The 23,973-nt window shown below is 44.7% G+C and carries 21 protein-coding genes; 10 read left to right on the top strand and 11 right to left on the bottom strand.

All coding sequences use genetic code 11. The annotated features are described in order from the left end of the window. Positions 1-44: 44 nt before the first annotated feature. Positions 45-683 (bottom strand): LuxR C-terminal-related transcriptional regulator, encoded by a 639-nt coding sequence (locus tag D1Z90_RS05490; protein WP_119909748.1) that lies wholly within the window; start codon positions 681-683, stop codon positions 45-47. Positions 684-984: 301 nt separating this feature from the next. Here D1Z90_RS05490 and D1Z90_RS05485 point away from each other — a divergent pair, with 301 nt between their 5' ends. Then, positions 985-2,346: an MFS transporter gene (locus D1Z90_RS05485; protein WP_119909747.1), complete on the top strand. Its 1,362-nt coding sequence runs from the start codon at positions 985-987 to the stop codon at positions 2,344-2,346. Between the two features lie 22 nt (positions 2,347-2,368). Further along, positions 2,369-2,986 carry a single-stranded DNA-binding protein gene (locus tag D1Z90_RS05480; protein WP_119909746.1) on the top strand — a complete coding sequence of 206 codons (618 nt, stop codon included), beginning with the start codon at positions 2,369-2,371 and terminating at the stop codon, positions 2,984-2,986. A 113-nt stretch (positions 2,987-3,099) separates the two neighbouring features. On the opposite strand, the gene pgi is transcribed toward D1Z90_RS05480, so the two are convergent. After that, positions 3,100-4,752: a glucose-6-phosphate isomerase gene (pgi, locus tag D1Z90_RS05475; RefSeq protein ID WP_119909745.1), complete on the bottom strand. Its 1,653-nt coding sequence runs from the start codon at positions 4,750-4,752 to the stop codon at positions 3,100-3,102. A gap of 445 nt (positions 4,753-5,197) precedes the next feature. Here pgi and aqpZ point away from each other — a divergent pair, with 445 nt between their 5' ends. Then, entirely contained in the window at positions 5,198-5,896 is a 699-nt protein-coding gene (gene aqpZ / locus D1Z90_RS05470) for an aquaporin Z (RefSeq protein ID WP_119909744.1), read from the top strand. Between the two features lie 89 nt (positions 5,897-5,985). On the opposite strand, the gene D1Z90_RS05465 is transcribed toward aqpZ, so the two are convergent. Further along, positions 5,986-6,624, bottom strand: a complete 639-nt coding sequence (locus D1Z90_RS05465) for a hypothetical protein (RefSeq protein WP_119909743.1) — start codon at positions 6,622-6,624, stop codon at positions 5,986-5,988. After that, positions 6,621-7,271 carry a spermidine synthase gene (locus tag D1Z90_RS05460; protein ID WP_119909742.1) on the bottom strand — a complete coding sequence of 217 codons (651 nt, stop codon included), beginning with the start codon at positions 7,269-7,271 and terminating at the stop codon, positions 6,621-6,623. The genes D1Z90_RS05465 and D1Z90_RS05460 overlap by 4 nt, the downstream gene beginning before the upstream one ends. A gap of 246 nt (positions 7,272-7,517) precedes the next feature. Here D1Z90_RS05460 and D1Z90_RS05455 point away from each other — a divergent pair, with 246 nt between their 5' ends. After that, on the top strand, positions 7,518-8,414 hold the full coding sequence (locus D1Z90_RS05455) for a bifunctional GNAT family N-acetyltransferase/hotdog fold thioesterase (protein WP_119909741.1): 897 nt from the start codon (positions 7,518-7,520) through the stop codon (positions 8,412-8,414). 89 nt (positions 8,415-8,503) lie between these two features. Here D1Z90_RS05455 and D1Z90_RS05450 read toward each other — a convergent pair whose 3' ends face one another. The 3 genes from D1Z90_RS05450 to D1Z90_RS05440 all read right to left on the bottom strand — a co-directional run bounded on the left by D1Z90_RS05450 (position 8,504) and on the right by D1Z90_RS05440 (position 13,482). Then, complete coding sequence (locus D1Z90_RS05450) at positions 8,504-10,270, bottom strand: AsmA family protein (RefSeq protein ID WP_119909740.1); 1,767 nt, start codon at positions 10,268-10,270, stop codon at positions 8,504-8,506. Positions 10,271-10,512: 242 nt separating this feature from the next. Then, positions 10,513-12,585: an ATP-dependent DNA helicase RecG gene (gene recG / locus D1Z90_RS05445; protein ID WP_119909739.1), complete on the bottom strand. Its 2,073-nt coding sequence runs from the start codon at positions 12,583-12,585 to the stop codon at positions 10,513-10,515. A 543-nt stretch (positions 12,586-13,128) separates the two neighbouring features. Next, positions 13,129-13,482, bottom strand: coding sequence for an energy transducer TonB family protein (locus D1Z90_RS05440; RefSeq protein WP_119909738.1), 354 nt, complete (start codon positions 13,480-13,482; stop codon positions 13,129-13,131). Positions 13,483-13,637: 155 nt separating this feature from the next. Here D1Z90_RS05440 and D1Z90_RS05435 point away from each other — a divergent pair, with 155 nt between their 5' ends. From D1Z90_RS05435 to D1Z90_RS05410, 6 genes are all read left to right on the top strand, one after another. Continuing rightward, entirely contained in the window at positions 13,638-14,357 is a 720-nt protein-coding gene (locus D1Z90_RS05435; protein ID WP_158587060.1) for a DUF4272 domain-containing protein, read from the top strand. Positions 14,358-14,402: 45 nt separating this feature from the next. Beyond that, positions 14,403-16,439: a methyl-accepting chemotaxis protein gene (locus D1Z90_RS21260; protein WP_158587059.1), complete on the top strand. Its 2,037-nt coding sequence runs from the start codon at positions 14,403-14,405 to the stop codon at positions 16,437-16,439. A gap of 93 nt (positions 16,440-16,532) precedes the next feature. After that, positions 16,533-17,468, top strand: coding sequence for a phospholipase A (locus D1Z90_RS05425; protein ID WP_232525203.1), 936 nt, complete (start codon positions 16,533-16,535; stop codon positions 17,466-17,468). A 209-nt stretch (positions 17,469-17,677) separates the two neighbouring features. Then, complete coding sequence (locus tag D1Z90_RS05420; protein ID WP_119909735.1) at positions 17,678-18,085, top strand: MarR family winged helix-turn-helix transcriptional regulator; 408 nt, start codon at positions 17,678-17,680, stop codon at positions 18,083-18,085. Between the two features lie 44 nt (positions 18,086-18,129). Further along, positions 18,130-18,975 carry an RNA polymerase sigma factor RpoH gene (gene rpoH / locus D1Z90_RS05415; protein WP_119909734.1) on the top strand — a complete coding sequence of 282 codons (846 nt, stop codon included), beginning with the start codon at positions 18,130-18,132 and terminating at the stop codon, positions 18,973-18,975. Positions 18,976-19,030: 55 nt separating this feature from the next. Beyond that, the gene (locus D1Z90_RS05410; RefSeq protein ID WP_119909733.1) at positions 19,031-19,546 is read left to right on the top strand and encodes an aminoacyl-tRNA deacylase; all 516 of its coding nucleotides are present in this window, start codon (positions 19,031-19,033) and stop codon (positions 19,544-19,546) included. A gap of 61 nt (positions 19,547-19,607) precedes the next feature. On the opposite strand, the gene trmH is transcribed toward D1Z90_RS05410, so the two are convergent. The 4 genes from trmH to gmk all read right to left on the bottom strand — a co-directional run bounded on the left by trmH (position 19,608) and on the right by gmk (position 23,748). Then, the gene (trmH, locus tag D1Z90_RS05405; RefSeq protein ID WP_119909732.1) at positions 19,608-20,324 is read right to left on the bottom strand and encodes a tRNA (guanosine(18)-2'-O)-methyltransferase TrmH; all 717 of its coding nucleotides are present in this window, start codon (positions 20,322-20,324) and stop codon (positions 19,608-19,610) included. 35 nt (positions 20,325-20,359) lie between these two features. Beyond that, positions 20,360-22,489, bottom strand: a complete 2,130-nt coding sequence (gene spoT, locus D1Z90_RS05400; protein WP_119909731.1) for a bifunctional GTP diphosphokinase/guanosine-3',5'-bis pyrophosphate 3'-pyrophosphohydrolase — start codon at positions 22,487-22,489, stop codon at positions 20,360-20,362. A 115-nt stretch (positions 22,490-22,604) separates the two neighbouring features. Beyond that, a complete protein-coding gene (rpoZ, locus tag D1Z90_RS05395; protein ID WP_119909730.1) occupies positions 22,605-22,880 on the bottom strand; it encodes a DNA-directed RNA polymerase subunit omega in 276 nt (91 codons plus the stop codon). Between the two features lie 244 nt (positions 22,881-23,124). Beyond that, a complete protein-coding gene (gene gmk, locus D1Z90_RS05390) occupies positions 23,125-23,748 on the bottom strand; it encodes a guanylate kinase (protein ID WP_119909729.1) in 624 nt (207 codons plus the stop codon). Positions 23,749-23,973: the final 225 nt, after the last annotated feature.

Below are 23,973 nucleotides of genomic sequence, written 5' to 3'. Positions count from 1 at the left end.
AAAAACAAAAAAGCCAGCGTGATACTGGCTTTTTTAATCAAGGCTTAAATGTATTCTCTCGCCCAACTCACTGCTTGCAGTCGGTTTTTCACCTTGAGCTTTTTAAATACATTATACAAATGCGATTTTACCGTGTGCTCACTGAGAAACAAGGCGTCTGCAATTTGCATATTTGATGCACCAGTCATCACTTGCTTTAGAATTTCCACTTCGCGATTGGTGAGTTTCGCGTAAGGTTGGTATTGACGATGCAAGCGAGTGCGAAGACTAGCCAGTTGTGCCGTCATAGTTGAGCGGCTAAACCAGTATTCACCGTTGAAAACACATTGAATGCCTTTGATTAACTGATCTTTTTGTGCCGTTTTGTGGAAAACGCCAGCACACAATGGCCAGTTTTGTAAAAGGTGGCTTTCCATTTCTGGGTCTGTGTTGAACAAGATCAAGCTAGTATTATTCGTCCATTGATTAATACTATGGTGCCATTCCTGCTCAAGGTCGCCAGAGATGTATTCTAGGTTAACTAAGAAATAAAAATTAGTCTCTAGATCTTGACTCATTTCAAGTTGTTGCGGTTGGCTTAACAGCTCAACACCAACATCTAAATGGGACTTTAAAAAGTGAACCAACGCGAGAGACTCAATAGAATCTTCCGAGATAAGGTATAAATGCGAGTTTTTGTTCATAAAGTCATTCCCTGATAGCTTTACAGCGAAGCTAGACTAATACATCTATCAAAAACATGTGAAGTACTAAAAAAGCATTAGCATAGTATTAGATGGAATATATTTGATTTAAGCTGTTGTTTTTTATAGTTAAAATCGACTTTTTTAACGGTTTGTTAATTATAATTAATATATCAACTTTTAGGTTGTCGATTTAATTGTCACCAAAAAAGCTGAGATTACTCCTTCCACAGGTGCTTTTTACGTTTACTGCTCTGTCATGGTATGATCGCGAGCAATTTTTACACCGTTATTATCTATCATGAGTCGCAGTCAATTAAACGCCACGGAAAAAACAGCGTGTTCATCATTGGCCATTGTATTTGGTCTTCGCATGTTGGGCTTATTTATGATCATGCCTGTGTTTGCCATTTATGGCCAGCAGCTGGATGGTTTTTCCCCTTTTTGGGTTGGACTGGCGATAGGGGCGTATGGCTTAACGCAAGCACTGATGCAAATACCCATGGGACTCTTGTCTGACAAGATAGGGCGTAAACCTGTAATTTACATTGGCTTGCTGGTATTTGCTTGCGGTAGTCTGATTGCCGCGATCTCGGAGTCAGTATATGGCGTGGTATTAGGCCGAGCAATTCAAGGGCTGGGCGCTATTGCCAGTGCTATTTTAGCGTTGGCTGCAGACAGTAGCCGTGAAGAGCAAAGGCCCAAAGTAATGGCCAGTATCGGCGTGTGTATAGGTGTCGCCTTTGCCGCAGCCATGGTTGCAGGGCCTGTTTTGGCACCGGTTATCGGCTTGTCGGGCTTATTCTTTTTCACCGCGGTGATGGCAGTAGTGGGTATGGTCTTGGTTAAAGTCTGGGTGCCTGATGTGGTTTACAAAGCGCCCTTGGGTGATACCGTGGCTGTGCCAAGGTTACTGCTCGGGCTACTCAATAAAAAAGAGCTGTTGCGCCTTAACAGTGGCATTTTCATTTTACACCTTTGTTTGACTGCGCTGTTTATTTATATCCCTTTGCAGTTAATTGAGAATGGTCTGCCTGCTGCGCAGCATTGGTGGGTTTACCTGCCTACTTTGGTTGTATCATTTTTGGCGATAATCCCGCTGCTGATTATTGGCGCTCGTAAGCAAAAGAATAAACAAATTTACCTTGGGTCCATTGCGCTGTTGGCCGTTAGCTTAGTGCTCTTTTCTCTCGCGAGTGATTCACTTTGGCTAATGGTTTTTTCTATCTTTTTGTTTTTTGTTGCATTTAATTTTTTAGAAGCCTCATTACCGGCTTTTGTCTCCATGCTGGCACCTGCTGGAGCAAAAGGCTCAGCCATGGGAATGTATTCTACTAGCCAATTTTTAGGTGCGTTTTTAGGTGGAGTATTGGGCGGCGGCGCATATAATTATGCAGGGGAACAAGGTTTGTTTATGGTTCTATTCGGTTTGGTGATATGCTGGCTTTTGATAGCGTTCGGCATGAGCAACCCAAGTCAAATCCGTACTCATGTTGTTAGTATTGCGCCATTTGATGCCCATCAAATTGACGAGTTAGCTGAGCAAGTATCACAGCTCAGTGGCGTAATCGAAGCCGTGATAGTGCCCGGCGAACAAACCGCATACATCAAAGTAAAACATACAGAATTTAATCTTGAACAGGCTCATGCCCTGTTGAAATAAAGGTAACTACGGGAGTTTATATATGGCCAGTCGTGGCATTAACAAAGTGATTTTAGTGGGTAACTTAGGGCAAGATCCCGAGGTACGTTATATGCCCAATGGTGGCGGCGTTGCCAATATTACTATTGCTACTTCAGAAAGCTGGCGTGATAAGCAAACCGGTGAGCAAAAAGAGAAAACAGAATGGCACCGAGTTGTGCTGTTTGGCAAATTAGCTGAAGTGGCGGGTGAATACCTGCGAAAAGGCTCACAAGTATACATTGAAGGCCAGCTGCAAACCCGTAAATGGCAAGACCAAAACGGCCAAGATCGCTACTCGACAGAAGTAGTGGTACAAGGCTTCAATGGCGTAATGCAAATGCTGGGCGGTCGTCAAGGCGGTGGTCAACCTCAGCCTGGTGGTGGTTTTGGTGGTCAAGGTCAAGGCCAAGGCCAATCACAAGGTAATCCGCAAAACCCAAGCTGGGGTGCACCTCAGCAACAAACGATGGCGCCACAGGGTCAACAGCAAGGCTTTAACCAAAATCAGCCGGCTCCTGCGCCTCAGCAACAAGCAGCACCACAACAAGCAGCACCGCAAGCTCAACAACCGACTTATAATGAGCCGCCAGCAGATTTTGACGACGATATTCCATTCTAAGCGCTGTTAAGCTTGTATTATGATTTTCAACAAAAAGCCCACCTAACGGTGGGCTTTTTATTTTCTTTGACGAGAAGAAAGTGGAATAATAAACCTTTAATCCAGTAGAACCTTTATCCGCGCCAAGCTTTCCAAGTGTTGATCAGGCCATTGGTTGAGCTGTCATGACTGGTGATGGCTGCATCATTATTAAGCTCTGGCAGTATCTTATTCGCCAGTTGTTTGCCTAGCTCCACGCCCCATTGATCAAAGCTGAAGATGTTCCAAATGATGCCTTGCACAAAAATTTTGTGTTCGTACATGGCTAAAAGCTGACCTAAAGTGTGCGGGGTTATTTTCTTCACCAAAACTGAGTTGGTAGGTTTATTGCCGGTAAATACTTTAAAAGGCACTAGATCTTTGACTTCGTCTAAGCTTTTGCCTGCCGCGATAAATTCCGCTTCAACTTGCTGCTGCGTTTTGCCAAAGGCCAACGCTTCGGTTTGGGCAAAGAAGTTAGACAGCAATTTTACGTGATGATCACCGGCTGGGTTGTGACTTTGCGCTGGAGCAATGAAGTCACATGGAATTAATTTCGTGCCTTGGTGGATCAGTTGGTAAAAAGCGTGTTGACCGTTTGTGCCTGGTTCACCCCAAATGATAGGCCCGGTTTGGTAATCGACTGGGCTACCGCTACGGTCACAGTTTTTGCCGTTAGATTCCATATTGCCTTGCTGGAAGTAAGCCGCAAAGCGGTGCATGTATTGATCGTATGGTAAAATAGCTTCAGACTCAGCTTGATAGAAGTTGTTATACCAAATGCCAATGAGTGCTAATAACACCGGAATATTGTTTTCAAACTCGGTATTGGCAAAGTGTTGGTCCATACTGTGGGCACCAGCCAACAGCTGTTCAAAATTGTCATAACCTATGGTTAAGGCAATGGATAAACCAATCGCAGAGCATAACGAATAACGCCCGCCTACCCAATCCCAAAACTCAAACATGTTGTCGGTGTCGATACCAAACTCTGCCACTGACGCGGCATTGGTTGAAAGGGCTGCAAAGTGTTTAGCCACATGAGCATTTTCTTTAGCGCTCGATAAAAACCAGTCTCTCGCGGAGTGCGCGTTGGTCATGGTTTCTTGGGTAGTGAAGGTTTTTGAAGCAATCAGGAATAAGGTGGTTTCAGGGTTCACCTTTTTAAGCGTTTCAGTTATGTGAGTGCCATCTACGTTGGAAACAAAGTGAGCGTTAATACCCTCCACTTTGAAACTATTAAGGGCTTCCGTCACCATGTATGGGCCGAGATCTGAGCCGCCGATACCGATATTGACGATGTCTGTGATGGTTTTGCCAGTGTAGCCTCGCCATTCACCGCTGTGTATCTTGGCGCAAAATGCCTGCATTTTAGCTAATACGGCATTTACTGCGGGCATAACATCTTCGCCGTCTACTGTGACGGGCGTATTACTGCGATTACGCAAGGCAATGTGCAGTACCGCGCGGTTTTCAGTCTGGTTGATTTTTTCGCCGTTAAACATGGCTTTGATGGCGCTGCTCAGGTCTACTTCATTTGCAAGCTCAGTCAGCAGCGCTAATGTTTCTTCAGTGATCAGGTTTTTAGAGTAATCCAAGAGCAGCTCTTCGCCTAGTGAGGTTGAGAATTGCTGAAAGCGCTCAGGGTTTTGCTGAAAAACATCTTTAAGTTGAATGTCGCTTTGGTCGAAGTGCGCTTGCAGCTTTTGCCATGCTTGGGTTTCAGTGGGATTGGTTGTATTAAGCATATTATTACCTGATCGTTACCCTAATGAATGTGGAGTGATGAATTATTTTGAGTGTAGGGGATGAATATTAAAGATAAATAACGTCACTTACGCGGCTATTTATTGCAGTCTTTTAACCCTAGTATCCAGATATGATTGTGCCTATTTTGTCGTACTATTTAATGATCTGAATCACTCAATTTATGGGTATGTATAAGGTAATGAACTTTTTGACTCTCGTCTGTTACAAAATGTATCACACCATTACCCTCACGTTACCTTGCTTTAGTATATCCAAAATCAACACTTGCCTTTGCAATTTTTTAACCTAAATTCATAGAGGTACATAATCAAAATTGATAATAAGGTTGTGGTTAAGCAAAGCTAGTGATAGCCAAGTTACTAAACCTTAATATCAAATATATATCACGTCAATGATGGAAACTTCCAAATTAAAGGTGAAAAGATGGATTTATCAAAAAAACTGATGGCTGAGTTTATCGGCACATTTTGGTTGGTATTAGGCGGCTGTGGTAGCGCAGTGCTCGCAGCTGGCTATCCAGACGTTGGCATTGGCTGGTTAGGTGTGTCATTAGCGTTTGGTTTAACTGTGCTAACCATGGCCTTTGCGGTAGGGCATATTTCGGGGGGGCATTTTAACCCAGCGGTATCTTTTGGTTTGTGGGCGGGTGGTCGGTTTGACGCTAAAGAGTTACTGCCTTATATCATTGCGCAAGTCGTTGGTGCGATTGCCGGAGCAGCGGTGCTGTATGTGATCGCCAGTGGTAACAGTGATTTCAGCTTAGCGGGAGGATTTGCATCTAATGGTTATGGTGAGCATTCGCCAAATGGCTACTCCATGCAGGCGGTATTAGTCACTGAAGTGGTAATGACTTTTGCCTTTTTGATTATCATCTTAGGAGCCACGCATAAGCTCGCTCCTGCTGGCTTTGCCGGTATCCCGATTGGTTTAGGTCTAACCTTAATCCATTTAATCAGTATTCCCGTGAGTAACACCTCGGTCAACCCAGCGCGAAGCACAGGGCCGGCATTATTTGTGGGCGATTGGGCAACGTCACAGTTGTGGCTGTTTTGGGTGGCGCCTATTGTTGGTGCGATTTTGGCTGGTTTCGTCTATCGCTGGATGTGCCCACAGCAGGATTAATGGCCGCAGTAGTAAATCGTTTATACTTGAGCGGCGCTGATTGTAGCGCCGCTTTTGTTGGCACTGGCCTAATACTGCTTATTTAGCACTTAGTTATTTTGATTGTTTGATGGTAATGCGAGGCCGCCCGGGCTAGTTGTTGAGTTATGAGTGTCGGTGTCTGGCACGCTATCCCAGTTTAACCCGCCGTCATTTTTATCTGAACGAAGCTCGGGGTTGGTTGAACTTGTTTGAGGCGGCGCATTATCAGCAGAGCATGGTTGCCGAATGAGCAAACCTGCTTGCCTAGCTAAAGAAACCGCCAAAGCCTGGCTGATTTGTTGCGCCATAGATGGCGACGTTAACAAAGCCAATTGTTGTTGAAGTTGTACCGTGAGTTTATCAATATACGCTTGCTTTTTATCCTCAGTTAATTGTGTAATATGCTGCTGCGCTCCTTCTATGTCATCAAGTGTGCCCTGGATATTTGCTATTTGATGAAGCTCGCTGGCCTCTTTATCGCTGTTACTATCGGCTAACTTTTGATGCAACAAGTTGAGTAGTCGATCTGCACTGCTGATAGTGGTGAGTGCTTGCTGACCTAAGGGGCTGTCTTTATCGAGTGTAAAGACTGATGTCAGTTCTTGGCTCAACATCAAAATAAGCACGAGCAGTAAAATAACGGGTAACAGAATGCCAAACCAAAGCCCAACCCAGAAATTGTTTAAACCTCGATAAAAGTTACTCATTGCGCTCTCCTCGTGTGGACAATTAATAGGCGATTTCTCAGCCCTGCAAAGGCCATCGTTTCGACGGGGCAGTTGAAGGTATTTTCAATAAGCATAGTTACTTGTGTTAACTGTTGGGCATTCGCTGGCAGTAAGTTAATCATCAGTTGCTTGCACACTATGGTTTGGCATGCCTGATAAAATTCATGGCTAAATAAAAAGCGGGGAGAGCCATAGTCGTCATAAAGGTCAGCTAATAAGATATCGCAGGGCTTTTGCAACGACAACGCAAGCATGGCGTCTTGGCATACAATTTCTGCGTTTTGTTGTAACGGGTTAAAAAATTGCTCAAACCAATCAATCAGCACCGGGTTTTGTTCAATGCAGCGATAATTAAGATGGGGGTGTCGTGAAAGCAAGTAACGCAGTAGGTTGGCGCCCCCTAAGCCTAACTCTAACAAGCTGTTAAACTCTCTGGGCAGGCATTCAACAATGGCTTGCTGGTATGAAAACAGCAATTTATCTGGTCGCGACTTGGCCATCAAGCTTTGCACTTGCTGATCTTGGCACAGCCATAGGTAATCGTTATCTTCATAAATCGCCAAGGGTCCAAAAGGAGTTTGACGATAAGCTTTGAGCTGAGCTTGCGGTAAGCGCTCAATCAACATTTTGTCTTGGCTAATAGCAGTGACCCCTTTAGTTAGTGATGCCGTATGAGATAAGATAAACCGTCACTTTATTCCTTGAGTGTTGTATATATTTATCTTTATTAGCCTTTTGAAATTACTCGGAATGTGGCTTAACCGGCTGTTTTTATAAAATAAATAACATGGACAATTATTTATTTTGATTTATCTTTATGTATTCGATTGGTTGAACGTACGGTGAGTTCAGCTAAGCCTTGGAGGCACACTTTGTATCACATATTCGAACCTCGCACAGACGCTGAATTAGAAGCTTATTTCGATTTCCGTTGGCAAATGTTAAACAAGCCGTTACAGCTTCCTAAAGGCTCAGAGCAAGATGGCTACGACCCTCATGCCATGCACCGAATGATCAAAGATAAAAACGGTGAGCCACTCGCGGTAGGTCGGGTGTACGTAAATGATGCGGACGAGGCTCAAATTCGCTACATGGCGGTATCCACAGGACGACGTGGTGAAGGTATCGGCGCCATGTTATTGAGTGCGTTAGAAACGGCGGCTCAACAGGAAGGTGCGAAACGCATTGTATTGTTGTCGCGCATTAAGGCGATTCCATTTTTCAAAAAGTTTGATTATCAAGCCGTCGAAAAAGAGCCTTCGCGAATGGAAGGCATCCAGCTGCTGCAGATGATCAAAGATCTTTCTCCTGCAAAAAGCATGTTACGCGTTCCTGAGTTGTGTAGCGAGCTGGAAACTGTGTGGGCTGAACAAATCCCTATCAGTGAAAAAATGGGCATTAACGTTTATCAATACACGGGACAAAGGTTTGAAACGCGCGCCAGTTTGCACGCTAACGTCAATACCAAACAAGCCATGTTTGCCGGTAGCATATACAGTCAAGCGACGCTAACCGCTTGGGGGCTATGCTGGTTAAAGCTGAGAGAGCAAGGTTTGCAAGGTGAAATTGTGGTTGCGAAAGGCAAGATTTCATACCGCCAGCCAGTTATTGAGCAGCCTCGCGCGGTGATCCTGCAACAACACATAGACGGCAGCTTTGATGGCCTCAAAAAAGGCCACAAGGTAAAAGTGAAAGTCACTGTAACTATCATCAGTGGCGACGTAGAAGCGGCTGATTTTGTAGGTTTATTTATTTTATTTCCGAAGTAATAAGCGTGTTTCTCACCACAAAGTGAGTAATAACTCACTTTGTGGTATTTACCATTAGGTTCTCAGTGAGAACTTACCTCGGGTGAGATTTAGTCCAGTCTAATAATGTTATCTGTGGGAATTTCTTCCGGCACAACGCCCTCCACAACCACGCTCTCCGATGGAAATATTCGTTGCAGCGTTTGTTGATTCAGGTATTCCAAGTTTAATTTACCTTTTAGGTAAGTATTCACTGACTTAAAGCCATTAAAAATGCTCTCTTTAATGCTGAGCTCAAATGTTGCATCTTGTGACCAGCTTGGTGGCATTTCAATCAATCGACCGTCTTTTACCAGCCAGGCGTCGGTCAATGTCATATCAATGCCACGCACCGACAGCGGCAGCGCATCTGCAAACGATAAGACATTTAAGTGCTTCAATTTAAGCTCTTTAACTAAAAGGGAGTTAATCGGCAATGGTGCAGTAGGTGGCGCACTTTTCTCTGGTGCGTCTTGTAAGGTTTGAGCCGTGGTTTGCTCATTGTTGGCATCTTCGTTTGGCGTTGCCTCGTTTTCTCCATTATTGGCGATAACGTCTTGCTTATCTTGTGGTAACCATTGCGGCTGAATGCCAATGTCGAGCTCTTCAGCGACAAAGTAGTTGACGACTACGTCTGGGCGCTCGGTCAAGCTAAGGGTTAAACTGGCATCTAAATGGCCTTTAAAGCCTTTGGCTTTAAGTGGCTCAATTAATAACACGCCCTGATTGATAGCCGCCTGACTATGGACCTCAGACAAGCTTGTACCACCGTAAAAAACCTCGGCGGCGTTTAACTCAAATTGGGTGGCCAGTTGCTGGCTTTGAGATAAATTAAGCCATTGATTCGCTTGGCGAATAGGCAAGCCTTGTAATTCTAACGACAAGCGATTAAAGGTAAGAGGCAGCTCGGCTTGATAGCTGGTGAAGCTGACTTCATTGAAAGACACTTGTTGCAGCATAATATCGCTAAACAGCGGTTGCTCTGTCGGCTTGGTTTCTATCGAAGCCACTTCGGGTGCAGGATAAGGCGCAAATAAACTCGCCATTTGCTCGTCATATTCCAGTTGTACTTGGTGCAGTGATGCTTGCTCCACGACCAGTTTAAGCTGCTTTTCAAAATTGAGCTGAAAGCGGCTATCGAAATGACCATGAAACATTTCAGCAGCCAGTTGCGACACCTGTAAATTTTGATCGGCAAGCTCTGCCGCTATAAATACCTTATTAGCTTGAAGGTGCTGCCAGCGCAAGCTTTTAGCTGCTAGCTCTAGGCTGACTTGTGCTTGGGTTGTTATCCACTGTTGGTTTTGCGCAATGGCCCAGTCGTGTACTTTAAAAGTTACATCTTGCAGCTGTATCTGTTGCGATGCGTATTGTAGATCTAGTTCTAAGTGATTGATGCTAAATCTTTTAATATAAAAACTATTAAAAGGTAAAGCGGTATCAGCATGAGTCTCGGCGGCTTGTTGCTCGGCGTTTTCAGCTGAGGCTGCAATCGCAAGCTTGATGTTTGGGTCACTCACAACCAAGTTATTGATGTAAATATCGCGGTCTAAAAGCGCTTTCAGTTCAACATGTGCAGACACTAGAGGAATACTGGCCACAACCTGCTTTGCTTGACTGAGGGTGACTTGTTCAAAGGTAATAACATTTGGGCGAGTCATCTGCCACTCAATATTACCTACTTGCGTGTCATAACCAGTGGCTTCAGAAAGCAGGCTATTGAGCTGTTGACGATAATTATTCGCGTCAAACCAAAGCGCGAACACTACCGCGCAGACTAGAATTAAAAGGAATATCACAGCAATAATGCGAGTGGCTAGTTTAACACCTGGGTTCATGAATGCGTTCCTATTCGCAAGTGGGGGTTGAGCGTGCTTTGGCAATACTTTAGCCAAACAAGTATAAGCTAGCTAGATGATATTTCAGCTATTTTGGATATGATACGGGATTCAATTGTGATTAATTTGATTTCAATACAATTGTCGCCAGGATAATCGCCAAAAAATAACCGAGATGAGCGCCAGCTAAGGGCGCTTTATTACAGGGCTAGCATAGTAAGTGCTGATAGCTGGTTAAAGGTTTAGGCCTGGCTATAGACTTCTCTGTCTCCGAGCCAGCGAGTCACTAAAGGCTTGACGCACTCAGGGTGTTCGGTGAAAACGAACTTTGCCATTTTTTGTACTTGTGGGATCAAGCTGTGATCTCGACTTAAGTCAGCAATACGAAGGTCTGCAAGACCTGTTTGCTTACTGCCGAGCAGTTCGCCGGGACCTCGGATCTCCAAATCTTTTTGTGCGATATGAAAGCCGTCATTGGATTCTCGTAATACGCCTAAGCGCTGATTAGCGGTTTGCGACAATGGGTTTTTATATAATAAAACACAATGGCTTGCGGTGGCACCACGGCCAACCCTTCCACGTAATTGGTGTAACTGAGCCAGGCCTAGGCGCTCAGGGTTTTCAATGATCATTAAACTGGCATTAGGTACGTCAACACCCACTTCAATAACCGTTGTCGCCACTAATAGATCAAGCTCTGCGGCTTTGAAGCTGTCCATGACGTATTGTTTTTCAGCCGGTTTCATACGGCCATGTACTAAACCCACTCGTAATTGTGGAAAGGTGTCTTGCAGCTCTGTAGCAGTATCCTCTGCTGCCTGGCATTCCAGTACTTCAGACTCTTCGATGAGAGTACAAACCCAATAGGCTTGTCGTTTCTCATGTCCGCAAGCTTGTTGTACACGCTGCAGTATTTGTTCTCTTCGGGTATCTGGAATCGCCACAGTCGTGACCGGAGTACGTCCGGGCGGTAATGCATCAATGATCGAAGTGTCGAGATCGGCATAAGCTGTCATGGCTAAAGTACGAGGAATTGGCGTAGCAGTCATGATCAGCTGATGCGGAGCAAAACTGGCGAGCTGGCCTTTTTCTCGCAGTGCTAAGCGTTGGTGAACCCCAAATCTGTGTTGTTCATCCACAATGATCAGCGCCAAGTTATCAAACGCCACTTCTTGTTGAAATAAGGCGTGGGTACCCACTATCATTTTTATACTGCCATTGGCGTAGGCTTGCAGCTGCTCTTCCCGTTGCTTGCCTTTGACTTTACCTGCCAACCAGCCCACTTTAATGCCCAAAGGCTCAAACCAAACAGCAAAGTTCTTCCCATGTTGTTCTGCCAGTAATTCGGTTGGCGCCATGAGTGCGACCTGATAGCCTGCTTCGATGATATCTAAAGCGGCTAACGCGGCGACCAATGTTTTACCTGAGCCGACATCTCCTTGTACCAAACGCATCATTGGCGTGTTTTTTTGTAAGTCACTAAAAATATCTTGATTAACTCTTTGCTGCGCATCTGTTGGAGTAAAAGGCAGCTGCGCCAGTAACTGCTGTTTAAGTTGCCCTTGGTGCTTGACACTGACGGCTTGATATTGGGTAGTTTTTTGTCTTACTAGCAACATACTTAAGTTATGAGCTATCAGCTCTTCTAAGATCAAGCGTTGCTGCGCGGGGTGCTGCGCAAATTGTAAGCTCTCTGTATCGGCGTCTGGCGGCGGTTGATGCAAGTAAGTCAAAGCTTGCTGTAATGAACCTTGCTGCTGAGTCAAGCTGGCTGGTAATGCTTCACTGATCCCATGTTGTTGTAACAATGCCACTGCTTGTTGTAATAATTGACGGAAACTATTTTGCTTTAACCCTTCGGTCGTAGGGTAAACAGGTGTTAATGCTTCATCACAGCAGTCATCTTCAGGATCGTTTAAGATCTTGTACTCAGGGTGAGTCATTTCATAGCCAAACTTACCGCGGCGAAACTCGCCAAAACACTTAATCCACTTACCAGTTGCCAAGGCATTTTTTTGGCCGGCATTAAAATGGAAAAAAAGTAAGGTGATGCTGCCAGTTCCGTCTGACACTTTACAACTCAGCATTCGGCGGCGGCCAAAAATGATTTGGCTAGACTTAATTTCCGCTAAAATTGCCCCGTGCAGACCCGGTAATGCGTCTTGGATTGGGTAAATGTGAGTACGGTCTTCGTACCTGAGAGGTAAGTGAAATAGTAAATCTTGCACCGTATGTAAATGCAACTTGCCGAGCTTTTCTGCGAGCTTACTTCCTACTCCTTTAAGGGTAGTTAAGGGCAATTTATCTAGGTTCACTTAAGTCTCTATTTTTACTGTAAATTTAAACAGATAATAGTAAACCTTACGGCATAACTTTACAAAAAATGTTAATTTTAATCGCTGTGGTAGCGCTATCATCGTCTTTGCAGTATTCTACTAATAGTTTTAAATCCGCACTGATAGCGTTACCTGTAGCCATTTTTGTTGTTGTTAAGATATTGATTTTTAATTTTTTATTGGTTTTTTTTAAGAAATTGACGAGAGCAGCTTAGCGCTTAACGTAATTGCAGCACAAAGCCATAGACGGTTTTGATTAAGCTCTGTTAATCTTAGTCACACAGTTTAGGAAATAATTTGTTTCCTCTGAAATTTTAAGCGTTATTGCGAGTGTAGATGGACTCTACCGAGTCCAACAGAAAGAGGTCAGCGGCAACATGCTGACAAATAAAAAAGGGAGCTTTGCTCCCTTTTTTATTGCCTGAAATTTACCTGCGCTTAGCGATTCACTCCTTTAATAACCCTCAATACGTGTTTCATCCTCATTTCAGACTTCCCGTTGCTTGATGGCTTCATTAAGTCTTACTGCGCGGTTAACGTCAGTTGGAAATGCTGCAGTTTACTTTGCTGACTGGCAGGTAGCTGGGAAGTATCCAATTGCATCAATGCTTGATTAATGGCTGTTAAGGCAGAGTCATCGAAAACCCTGTAGCCACTGCTATTGATTATTTCGATCCGATCTTTACCTTGAAGATCACTATATCGACGAACAGTGACCTTGGCCTCGGGGTAACTATGACGGGCAGACCAATGCTGGTAAATCAATTGCTGCATCTGTTGACGACACTGTTGTAGGTCAAAACAAGGAGTTAGATCTTGAGCTTGGCCCACAAAGCTAACCAATAAAAATGATGTGATTAGATATATTTTTAACATTATCAAGCCTGCTTTTAGTTTAAATTATCGCCACAAATTAATGTTCACTGCGAATAAAGTGCTTCAAATACTGTTTTTTGAGTGAACGATATGGCTGATTTGGCATCATTTTGTTGTGTTCAGAGATGCTGTTGTGCCATTTGCAAGGAGGCTTAATGTTAAACACTATTAAACGCTGGCGAAAGCGCCCCGGCTTAGATTCTAAGGCTGACGCGGTAACCAGAAAGGTGCAGTCTGAGCAATGGCTTGATGACGCTGGCGTAACTGTGAATAAAACCTTGCCATGTCTGCCTGGCGTACATCAGTGTACCCTGCAGAGTGCACACGCTATATGGCAACGAATCTATGCATTGTTTTACCTCAGTGCAAAAGCAGAAGACCAAGATCCCGCAGCTTTGAGCATGTTGCAAAAGCGCTGCCTCAGTCCATTACAGTTTACCCACAACGAACAAAAATTGCTGGCTCAAGATAATTGGACCCTCGCCGATAAAGAAAGCTGCGTGTGGCGGTATGAAGCCATTAATACCTTGCTATGGACGCTGAAGTTGCACGTGCGGTTAAGCAAGCCGAACCAAGTTTGTGACATTTTAGGTATCTCTCGTCTAGTGTTAAATAGTAGCGCCGAGGAATTAACTGCTCGGACTAAGATCAGGACGCCGGCTCAATGCTTGGATCAAGCCGATCTTTATTACCGCTACAGCCAATCGATGACGAGTAAAACGGGCAGTATTTACTTGGCTGATATTAATGAGCAAGTTGTACAACAGCGCTTCCACTGCTTTATGTGGTTGATGGGGTTGATTGAATGGGACGATGCCTTTCCATCAGCGCTACAACAGCTAAGCAAGCAGGAACGGCTACAAGTTGCGCCTTAACGACAGTGAGAAAGTACATACTAGGATGGTATGTGCCGACGTGTTATGGAAAACCTCAGAGTAGAGAGCACCACCATGTTGCAATTTTGGAATAACCTGTCGATCGTGTTACGCGTCACGATTGGGTTTTGTATTATCGTACTTTTGCTTTTGGTCATGAGCCTATCAAGCATTAATGCGGGTAAAGAGCTTAACAATAACCTTTCAGAGATTTCTGAAACGGCCACTCCTATTGTACTACAAGCCAATAAAACCTCGGTTGCCTTACTGATTACGGGGAAATGGTTAAAGGATTATGTCACCACTAATGATCCGCAAGCATTGGCTGAAGTGCTAAGCCAGTACCAAAACAGTAAAAAACAATATTTGGCTGAGTTTCGCAGTTTGCAGCAGCAAGCTGCGGGGCTGGGCGAATTTGGACCATTGCTGAGAGAGCTTGAAAAGGTGCAAAACGACTACTTTTTGCAAGCTGACAAGCTGGTTTCTCAGCATGCTGACTACCTTAAAGAGTCACAAGTTTTACGCGGATTATTAGGGAAATTTCAAGTTAATGCTCCTTTATTACGCACTAATATCTCTGATCGCGGCGGCGACCATTACAGTTCGTCGGTGAAGCAAATGGTCGCTGGTATGCTAACCACTTTGGGTGGCATGGATCTCAACACCTTAGACGGCATGAATCGGCAGAACCCCAGCGAAATTAAAAAGTTGATGCGCCGTAACGGCATTCAAGTTCGAAGTTTAAATAAAGACTTGAAGCAATTTTATGCGGTGTTTCCTGATGCTAAAGCAGCCATTGATTTCATGTTTAATCAATTTATCGAAGACTCCTCGAAAAAAGGCGGCCTGTTAGACCAACATTACAATTTGATGAAGTTACGAATTAACATTGAGAAAGCGTCAGAGCATGTAGCCAAAGATGTGGATATCAGTTTAGCTCTGATTGAGAAGATAAACCTCGCATCTGAGGGGCTAGTAGCAGCTTCGGTCACTGATACTAATAATCTAATCGCGCAACTAGAGCGTCGTACCTGGCTACTATTAGGCATTTCTTTGGGGTTAGCCTTGTGCGTTTCCTTTGCCATTAGCCGTGCAATTAAAACACCGTTGAACGCCTTGTTGCAGGCACTGACTGCCGTCACTAATGGTGATATGACCACGAAAGTGGATTACAAAAGCCGTAATGAGTTTGGTCGCTTGTCGCTTCAGGTGAATGATCTCGTTGCGCAAATGCATGACATGCTTGAAGAAATGGCAGATGCTTCGAAACAGCTTTCTAGCGTGGCTAATAGTAACCAAACAACAGCACAAGCAGCAAAAGAAGACGTTGCCGAGCAACGCCATGAAACGTCAAGCGTGGCGGCAGCCATGACGCAGATGGAGCAGTCGGTGAGAGAAGTGACCTCTGCGGCGCAAAATACCTTAGAGAAGGTATTAGAGGTAGAGTCCTGCACTAACTCTGGCCAAGACGTGATGGCCACGAACATCACCACGGTTCAGCAGCTTGCTGGGAAGCTTGAAGATACAGTCGGGGTGATTGGCGACGTTGAGAAAATGAGCAGCAACATTGGCGGAATTTTAGATGTCATTCGCTCTATTGCCGAGCAAACTAATTTATTAGCCTTAAACGCGGCCATTGAAGCAGCCCGTGCCGGTGAGCAAGGCCGAGGTTTTGCTGTGGTGGCTGATGAAGTAAGGGTGCTGGCACAAAAAACCAGCAACTCAATTGGCGAGATAAATAGCATGATTGAAGGTTTGCAAAAAAGTACAGGTCAAGCGGTGACTGCCGTCAACGAATGCCAACATGAAATGGAAAGTTCAAGTGAACACAGCCAAGCTGCCAATAACGCCATTACTGAAATCCAAACCCTAGTAACTGAGATTTCTGATATGAGTAGTCAAATAGCCAGCGCTGCGTCACAGCAGCAAGCTACCAGCAGTGAAATCGCCAGTAATATCATTCGTATTTCAGATTTAAGTGACGGCAATTACCAGGATATTGAAAAACTGGCTAACAGCAGTACTGAGTTAGAAACATTAGCGGCTCAGCAAGACCAGTTAGTGAGCCGTTTCAAGTTATAATCTTTTATTATGCAGGCATTTGCATTCGGAAGTGCCGCCTGCTTTAATACCTATATAACCGCTATACCAAGCGGAATTTTCACAGGGAATGTTATGTTTAAACACTTTTTAGCGGTCAGCGCTTTGCTGTTGCCGACCATGGTATGTGCTCACGATACAGGTGAACCACATACTGCAGACTCAGCGGTAGAGGCGTCATCATCAGAATTAGCGGACAAATTGCGCAATACTCCGGAGGAGGATCTTTCAGCCTTAGATAAGCGCTTAATTGATGAAGTGAACAGTTATGCAAACCCTTTTGTGATCACACCATTTAAACCGACCTATATTCTACCGGTGAATTATACCAGTCATGGTTACCCAGATATCTATGGTGATACAGATTTACAAGATATTGAAGTGAAATTCCAAATCAGCTTGAAGATGCCAATTTGGGTATCCAAAGGTGATGTACCTTGGGCGGTTTCTTTTGCATATAGTCAAGTGTCATTATGGCAAGCCTATAACGGGGATGAGTCTTCACCGTTTCGTGAAACCAACTATGAACCTGAGCTTTTTGCCACTTGGTATACCGATTACAACTTTATTTCAGATTGGCATTTGCGCCTAATCGACTTATCTTTTGTGCACCAGTCGAATGGGCGTGGTGAGCCACTTTCTCGCAGCTGGAACCGAATTGAAGGACGTTTTGCATTTGAAAAAGGCAATTGGGCCCTTGGCTTATCATCTTGGTATCGTATTAAAGAAGACTTTGAAGACGATAACAACCCTGATTTGACCGATTACATGGGCCATACTGAGCTCGGCGTCGCCTACAAATGGGGTCAACACACTTTTACAGCCATGAGCCGTAATAATATTGAAAGTGGCTTCTCTGAAGGTGCAGTACAAGGTACTTGGAGCTTTCCTATGGGACAGCGAATCAAGGGTTACGTACAAGTATTTTCTGGTTACGGCAATAGCTTAGCCGAATACAATCACTACACTAATACAGTGGGCATAGGTATTGCTATTAATGACGTATTATAAGCCTACCGATTAGCGCTTATCTGTCCCAAGCCCCCTTCAATGAGGGGCTTTTTATTGCCCCCTGTTCTGTTGTTTTACTGCCTTTCCCGGTTAATGTTACATATTCATTTACCCTTATAAGCTTGAAAAACCCCTTGCTGAGCACAATATATTCAACTATATTCAAACTAAATATATGACAACCTAGGTTGTCGTTGTGCTAGGTGAATATGAATAACGATATTTTAGCTCAATTGCTACAAGCTAAGTCTGATTGGCTAAATGAACAGTTAAATAGCAAGCTGCAGCAGCAAGGCTGTAGCCTGACTCCAGCTCAGCAAACGGTGTTTAATTTGGCATTTGAGCAAGTGACCACTTTGTCGCAATTGGCTCAGCAAATGCGAGTGAGTCGCCAAGCAGTGCAAAAAACCGTGGCCAGTTTGGTTGAACTCGAGCTGATACAGTTGCGAACCTGCCCTGAAAACGGCGCTGCAAAGGTTTTGATTGTCACCGCGAGGGGGCAATTAATGCGGCTGAAATATCAGCAGGTTCGGCGTGATATTGAAGCTCAGTTATTACAACGTTTAGGGCCGGAACAAGTTGCTATATTGAAACAGATATTACAGCAACAGTGGTGAAAAACTTTAGTAAATATGTCAACTGTAGTTGACATGGAGGACACATGACAACCGCATTAACGTTAAGCCCTATGGCTGATATACAGTCATATATTCAACAGGCTAATCAGTTTCCAATATTGTCTGCAGAGCATGAACATCAGCTGGCTTGCCAGTTAGCAGAGCATGGTGACCTTGAAGCGGCCAAAACCTTAATCATGTCTAACTTACGTTTTGTCATTATGATTGCCCGTGGTTACCAAGGTTATGGCTTACCTCAAGCCGATTTAATTCAAGAGGGTAATGTGGGGTTAATGAAAGCGGTGAAGCGGTTTGAGCCTGAACAAGGTGTGCGCTTGATGACATTTGCTGTCTATTGGATAAAAGCCGAAATTCACGAATACGTTTTCCGCAATTGGCGCATGCTTAAAACGGTTACCACCAAGGCGCAACGAAAGCTATTTTTTAACCTGCGCAAATACAAAAAATCCTTGCACTGGTTTAACAGTGAAGAAGTCAAAGAGGTGGCGACTGAGTTACAAGTATCCGAGCAAGATGTGCGAGAAATGGAGTCGCGCATGGTTGGCCAAGACGTTAGCCTACTGCAAGGGGAAGACGCTGACTATGAATCTTCTGGGCAGGGGGTATTTGAGTCCAGCCTTGAAGCCGAAACAGCCTCTCCCGAAATGGCGTTAATCGAGCTGGATTGGCAGGCTCAAGCTCAACAGCAGCTGTTGCAGAAGTTCACACAACTCGACGATCGCAGCCAACTTATTATTCAGCGCCGGTGGTTAGATGAAGAGAAAGCCACTTTGCATGAGTTAGCAGAAATACTCAGTATTTCTCATGAAAGGGTGCGCCAGTTAGAAAAACAGGCGTTAGAAAAATTAAAGCGTCAGTTGGCGAACTAATCTGCTAATTACCAGACTAACACTATGATAGTAAGCGACATCACTGGGGGCTGAGATGACACTATTAAGACTAGAGAGCTACTTACAGCACGCACACGTTGCGGTGCAAGTGATGGAGCATGCCGCTGCGTTCAAAGCCGAAGAAATTGCCGCGAATGCCCATGTCAGCAGTATCGACTTTGCCAAAACCCTGCTATTGAGCTTGGATGGTGACGACGTCATGCTTATCTTACCTGCTTGTTATGAAGTTGACATTGCGGCTTTGAGCAAAGCGCAAGGTGTAAAAAAAGTGCGCTTTTGGTTGGAACAAAAAATGGCTGAAAAATTCCCCGATTGTGAAGTGGGTGCTGCGCCACCGTTTGGGGTTTTGTATGGCTTGCCTGTAATGATTGCCCGAGAACTAACCCTCAGAGAGCACATCTATTTTAATGCTGGAAATCACCACCAAGTCATGAAAATGGACTACTTGGATTATCATGATTTAGTTATGCCAACGACCATTAGCCAAGGTTATGTGCGACGTAACCCTGCGCGCCATATTCATGTGCATCATGCCCATTTTAGCCATTGATAGTAGCTTGATTACGGAATTAAAAAAGGCAGCTTAAACGCTGCCTTTTTATTGCCGACGATTACTCGTCATCATCAATGTGCTGCCAAGCACTTTGACTCATTTGCACTTTCTTCCACCAAGAGTCCGGGGCAAGAATTTGGCCTTCATCATCAATTTCAGGGTAGGGTAATCCTTTTTGACGACAGACTTTAGCAAAGATTGGGTGACCACCCTCAAACATGATGCGGTCGCGCTCTTGTTTGGTAATTTTGTCGGCGGGTTGATACAAGCCCGCAGCTTCACGTTGGCGCTGCGCTTCGTATAGCATTAATGCTGTTGCCACAGAAACATTTAAAGATTGCACCATGCCTACCATAGGTATAATGACGTCTTGATCGGCTAACGCTAGCGCCTCAGGGGTGATGCCGTCTTTTTCTTGGCCCATTAAAATGGCCGTGGGTTTAGTGTAATCGATTTGTCTAAAGTCTACCGCAGTGGCTGACAAATTAGTGGCGATAATTTGCATGCCTTGTTGCTTGAGCGCGCCTATGGCATTTGTCACATCATCGTGAGCATGTACTTTCACCCAGTTTTGGCTACCCGTCGCAGTATGGCCCGATAGCTTCATTTTAGGCTCATCCCATACGGCGTGAATATCGCTGATGCCAACGGCGTCGCACGTTCTTACAATGGCTGCGAGGTTGTGGGGCTTGTGCACTTTTTCCATGCAAACCGTTAGGTCTGGTTGGCGGCGTTTAAGCATTTGGTCAATTCTGGCGAAGCGCTCTGGAGTCATACTATTTCTCTAAATACGGGTTCTTAGTACTAGCTTTATTTCTTGAGAGAGCGGTTGCGATTGCGTGACACCTTGGTCACGTCTTGCAGCACACGGATCTTTCTCATGATGTTAGCCAAGTGAATACGGTTTTTGGTGGTGATTAATAAATCGACAACGTACACTCGACCATCTTTTTCTTCGGTGGCAATATTATGAATGTTGGAGCCGGTTGCCGACACCGCATTGGTTAAATCGGCAAGTACACCTTGATGGTTAATGAGCTCGACGCGGATTTCAGTGCGATATTCGTGCTCGGCTTCCAACGACATATCCCATTCTACTTGCATGTACTTATCAGCTTCATCTAGGTGAGGTTGAATGTTACGACAGGTATCCACGTGGATGACTAAGCCTTTACCTGGGCTGATATGGGCAATAATCGGGTCACCAGGAATAGGGCGGCAACAGTTAGCGTATGTCACCAACATGCCTTCGGCACCTTTAATGGGCATTTTGCCTTGCTCATTATCGGTAGGCGTCAACTCATCGGCATTGCCCAAGAAGCGACGGGCTATAACGATGCTCATCGCATTTCCCAAGCCAATGTCTGCCAGTAAGTCTTCCAAGCATTCTTGCTTAGTATCTGACAGTACCTTTTGGATGTTCTCTGGTGCAATATCGGCTAACGTTTTACTGCCTAGGGCATGATTTAATAAGCGGCGGCCTAAATTAATGGACTCTTCCAGTTGCAGGTTTTTCAACATTTGGCGAATGGTATTACGGGCTTTACCCGTCACCACATAGTTGAGCCAAGCTGCGTTAGGCCGTGCACCTGGTGCGGTAATAATCTCAACGGCTTGGCCATTTTTGAGTTTACGGCTCAGCGGGTACGGTTGGCGGTCAACACGGGCCCCTACGCAGGCATTCCCTACATCGGTATGCACCGCGTAAGCAAAATCTACCGCTGTCGCGCCTAAAGGTAACTCAATGATACGACCTTCAGGGGTAAATACGTAGATTTCATCAGGGAAGAGCTCAGTTTTTACGCTTTCAACAAATTCAAACGAACTGCCCGCGCTTTGCTGCAGCTCAAACAAGCTTTGCATCCAACGGCGCGCCCTTACTTGAGCCGTTGTGCCAGAGCCGTCACCATTTTGTTTATAAGACCAATGCGCCGCGACACCTTTGTCTGCCATTTGATCCATGTCTTCAGTACGGATCTGGATCTCGACCGGTACCCCATGCGGGCCAACTAAAGAGGTATGCAGTGACTGATAACCGTTGGCTTTAGGAATGGCGATATAATCTTTAAAGCGACCGGGACGAGGCTTAAACAAGCTGTGCATTTGCCCTAATACTCGGTAGCAAGTATCAAGATTGTTAACCAAAATACGAAATGCATAAATGTCCATGACTTCATGGAACTGCAGCTCTTTGCTACGCATTTTATTGTAAATGCTAAATAAGTTTTTCTCGCGGCCTAATACTTGCGCATCAATGCCAACGTCTTCTAACCGGCCTGCGACCTCTGCGTGGATATTATCCATCACTTCACGACGGTTACCGCGCGCGCGGCGAACCGACTCTTTGAGGACTCGGTAACGCATTGGATACAAGGCTTGAAAGCCGAGTTCTTCCAATTCGTTTTTAATGTTGTGAATACCCAAACGATTGGCGATGGGCGAGAACACTTCCAAGGTTTCGTTGGCAATACGGCGACGTTTATCAGGGCGAAGAGCGCCAAGGGTACGCATATTGTGGGTACGGTCAGCTAACTTGATCAATACCACACGAATGTCTTGCACCATGGCCATGACCATTTTACGAAAGTTTTCTGCTTGTGCTTCTTTGCGATCGCGAAACTTAAGTTTGTCGAGCTTGCTGACGCCCTCTACGAGTTCAGCAATGGTTTCGCCAAACATTTCGGCCAAGTCTTCTTGGGTGGTGTCGGTATCTTCGATAACGTCATGCAAGAGTGCTGCGGCGAGGGTTTCATAATCCAACCGCATTTCTGCCAGGATATAAGAAACGGCAACAGGGTGAGTAATATACGGTTCACCACTAGAACGAAACTGTCCCTCATGAGCATCACGTGCCACGATATAAACTTGTTTCAGCTGCTGTTGTTGTTCCACAGGCAAATAACTGGCTGCCAGTGTTTGTAGGCTTTCAAAGATGTACAAACTCGTCCCCGACTCTTCTAGGCTATTACATTGAAGATACTAAACTCTGCACCGAATGGTGAGTTTTTTGATCAAAAAAGCACCCATAAAGGGTGCTTTTTTAAGAAAGATGGGATTAACCGCGACCTTCAGCAATCGCTGCTACTGCAGCTAGCTCGGCAGCGTCTTGTTCTTGCTGCTCTTGGCGATCTTGTACATCCATTGTTTGTGAAGTCACTAAACCTTCTTCGATTTCACGTAAAGCAATGACTGTAGGCTTATCATTTTCTTCATCTACTAAAGGCTCTTTACCTTGTACCGCAATTTGACGGGCGCGACGTGCCGCTACTAGGATCAAATCAAAACGGTTGCCAACCTTCTCTACAGCATCTTCTACAGTTACGCGTGCCATCTAAGGACTCCGAAATTAAAAAACGACGCAAAATTATACAAGCTAAGTCAGGGGAGATCTAGATCCATTTCGACTTAATTTGTACTTCCTAAGTTATACTCAAGATAATTGGAGTTGCAGTGCGGCAACATACCAATTTAGCCCTATGAGCATAGGTGTTCTATGTGATTAGGGTAAATTGGCGCAGTTAACAAAGCTGCAGCTTCAAGTATGAAGAGTATAGACAGTACCACCAGATACTGCTTTATGCCAGTAACTGAGCCAAGCTTACATGGTGTAAAGCGCTTTGGCGCTCAGTATTTAAGCGTTGACCCTGAATAATTGCGCCAAATTCGGCCACGGCTTGTTCAAAGTCATCATTAATGATTAAAAAGTCGTATTCATTATAGTGAGACATTTCTGATTGCGCTTCTGCCATTCGCTTGGCTATTACGTCATCACTGTCTTGGCCACGATTTTGGAGGCGCTGCTCTAAGGCTTCGCGGCTTGGCGGTAAAATGAAAATTCCTTTTGAAGCTGGCATGAGCTGCTTCACTTGGCGCGCGCCTTGCCAGTCAATATCAAGAAATACGTCTATGCCTTGGGCTAAGCTGGCTTCTATCGCTTTTTTGGACGTGCCATAGAAATTACCAAACACTTCTGCCCATTCAAAAAAATCATCTTGCGCGATCATTTGCTGAAATTCAGCTTTGCCTACAAAGTGATAATGTTGACCGTTAACCTCACCGGGGCGAGGGTCGCGAGTGGTGTGAGAAACAGATACTTGCAGAGCATTTCCTTGGGTTTGCTCAAGCAGTGCTTTGATAAGGCTAGACTTACCAGCACCACTTGGGGCTGACACTATGTATAAGGTACCTGTAACTGACATGCTTTATTCTCGAATGCGGGGGTAATAAAAGCGGCTTAATGTAGCAAAAAAGGACGCAACTAAAAAGCACTAAGCGAAGGAATACGGTGGTAATAGATGCTGCTATTTAATGACTAGGGTAACAAAAACGCATGCGAGAGTTGTTTGATTATTGGTCTTAATTGACTTTTTGTTTATGATTTTATCGTTTTTATTACTGATATTTATTCTTATTCATATATAACA

Source organism: Motilimonas pumila, assembly GCF_003596335.1.
In the GTDB taxonomy this organism is placed as follows: Bacteria; Pseudomonadota; Gammaproteobacteria; order Enterobacterales; family CBDFNC01; genus Motilimonas; species Motilimonas pumila.
Note: the sequence above shows the minus strand (reverse complement) of the source record. Positions and strands in the feature narration are given on the sequence as shown.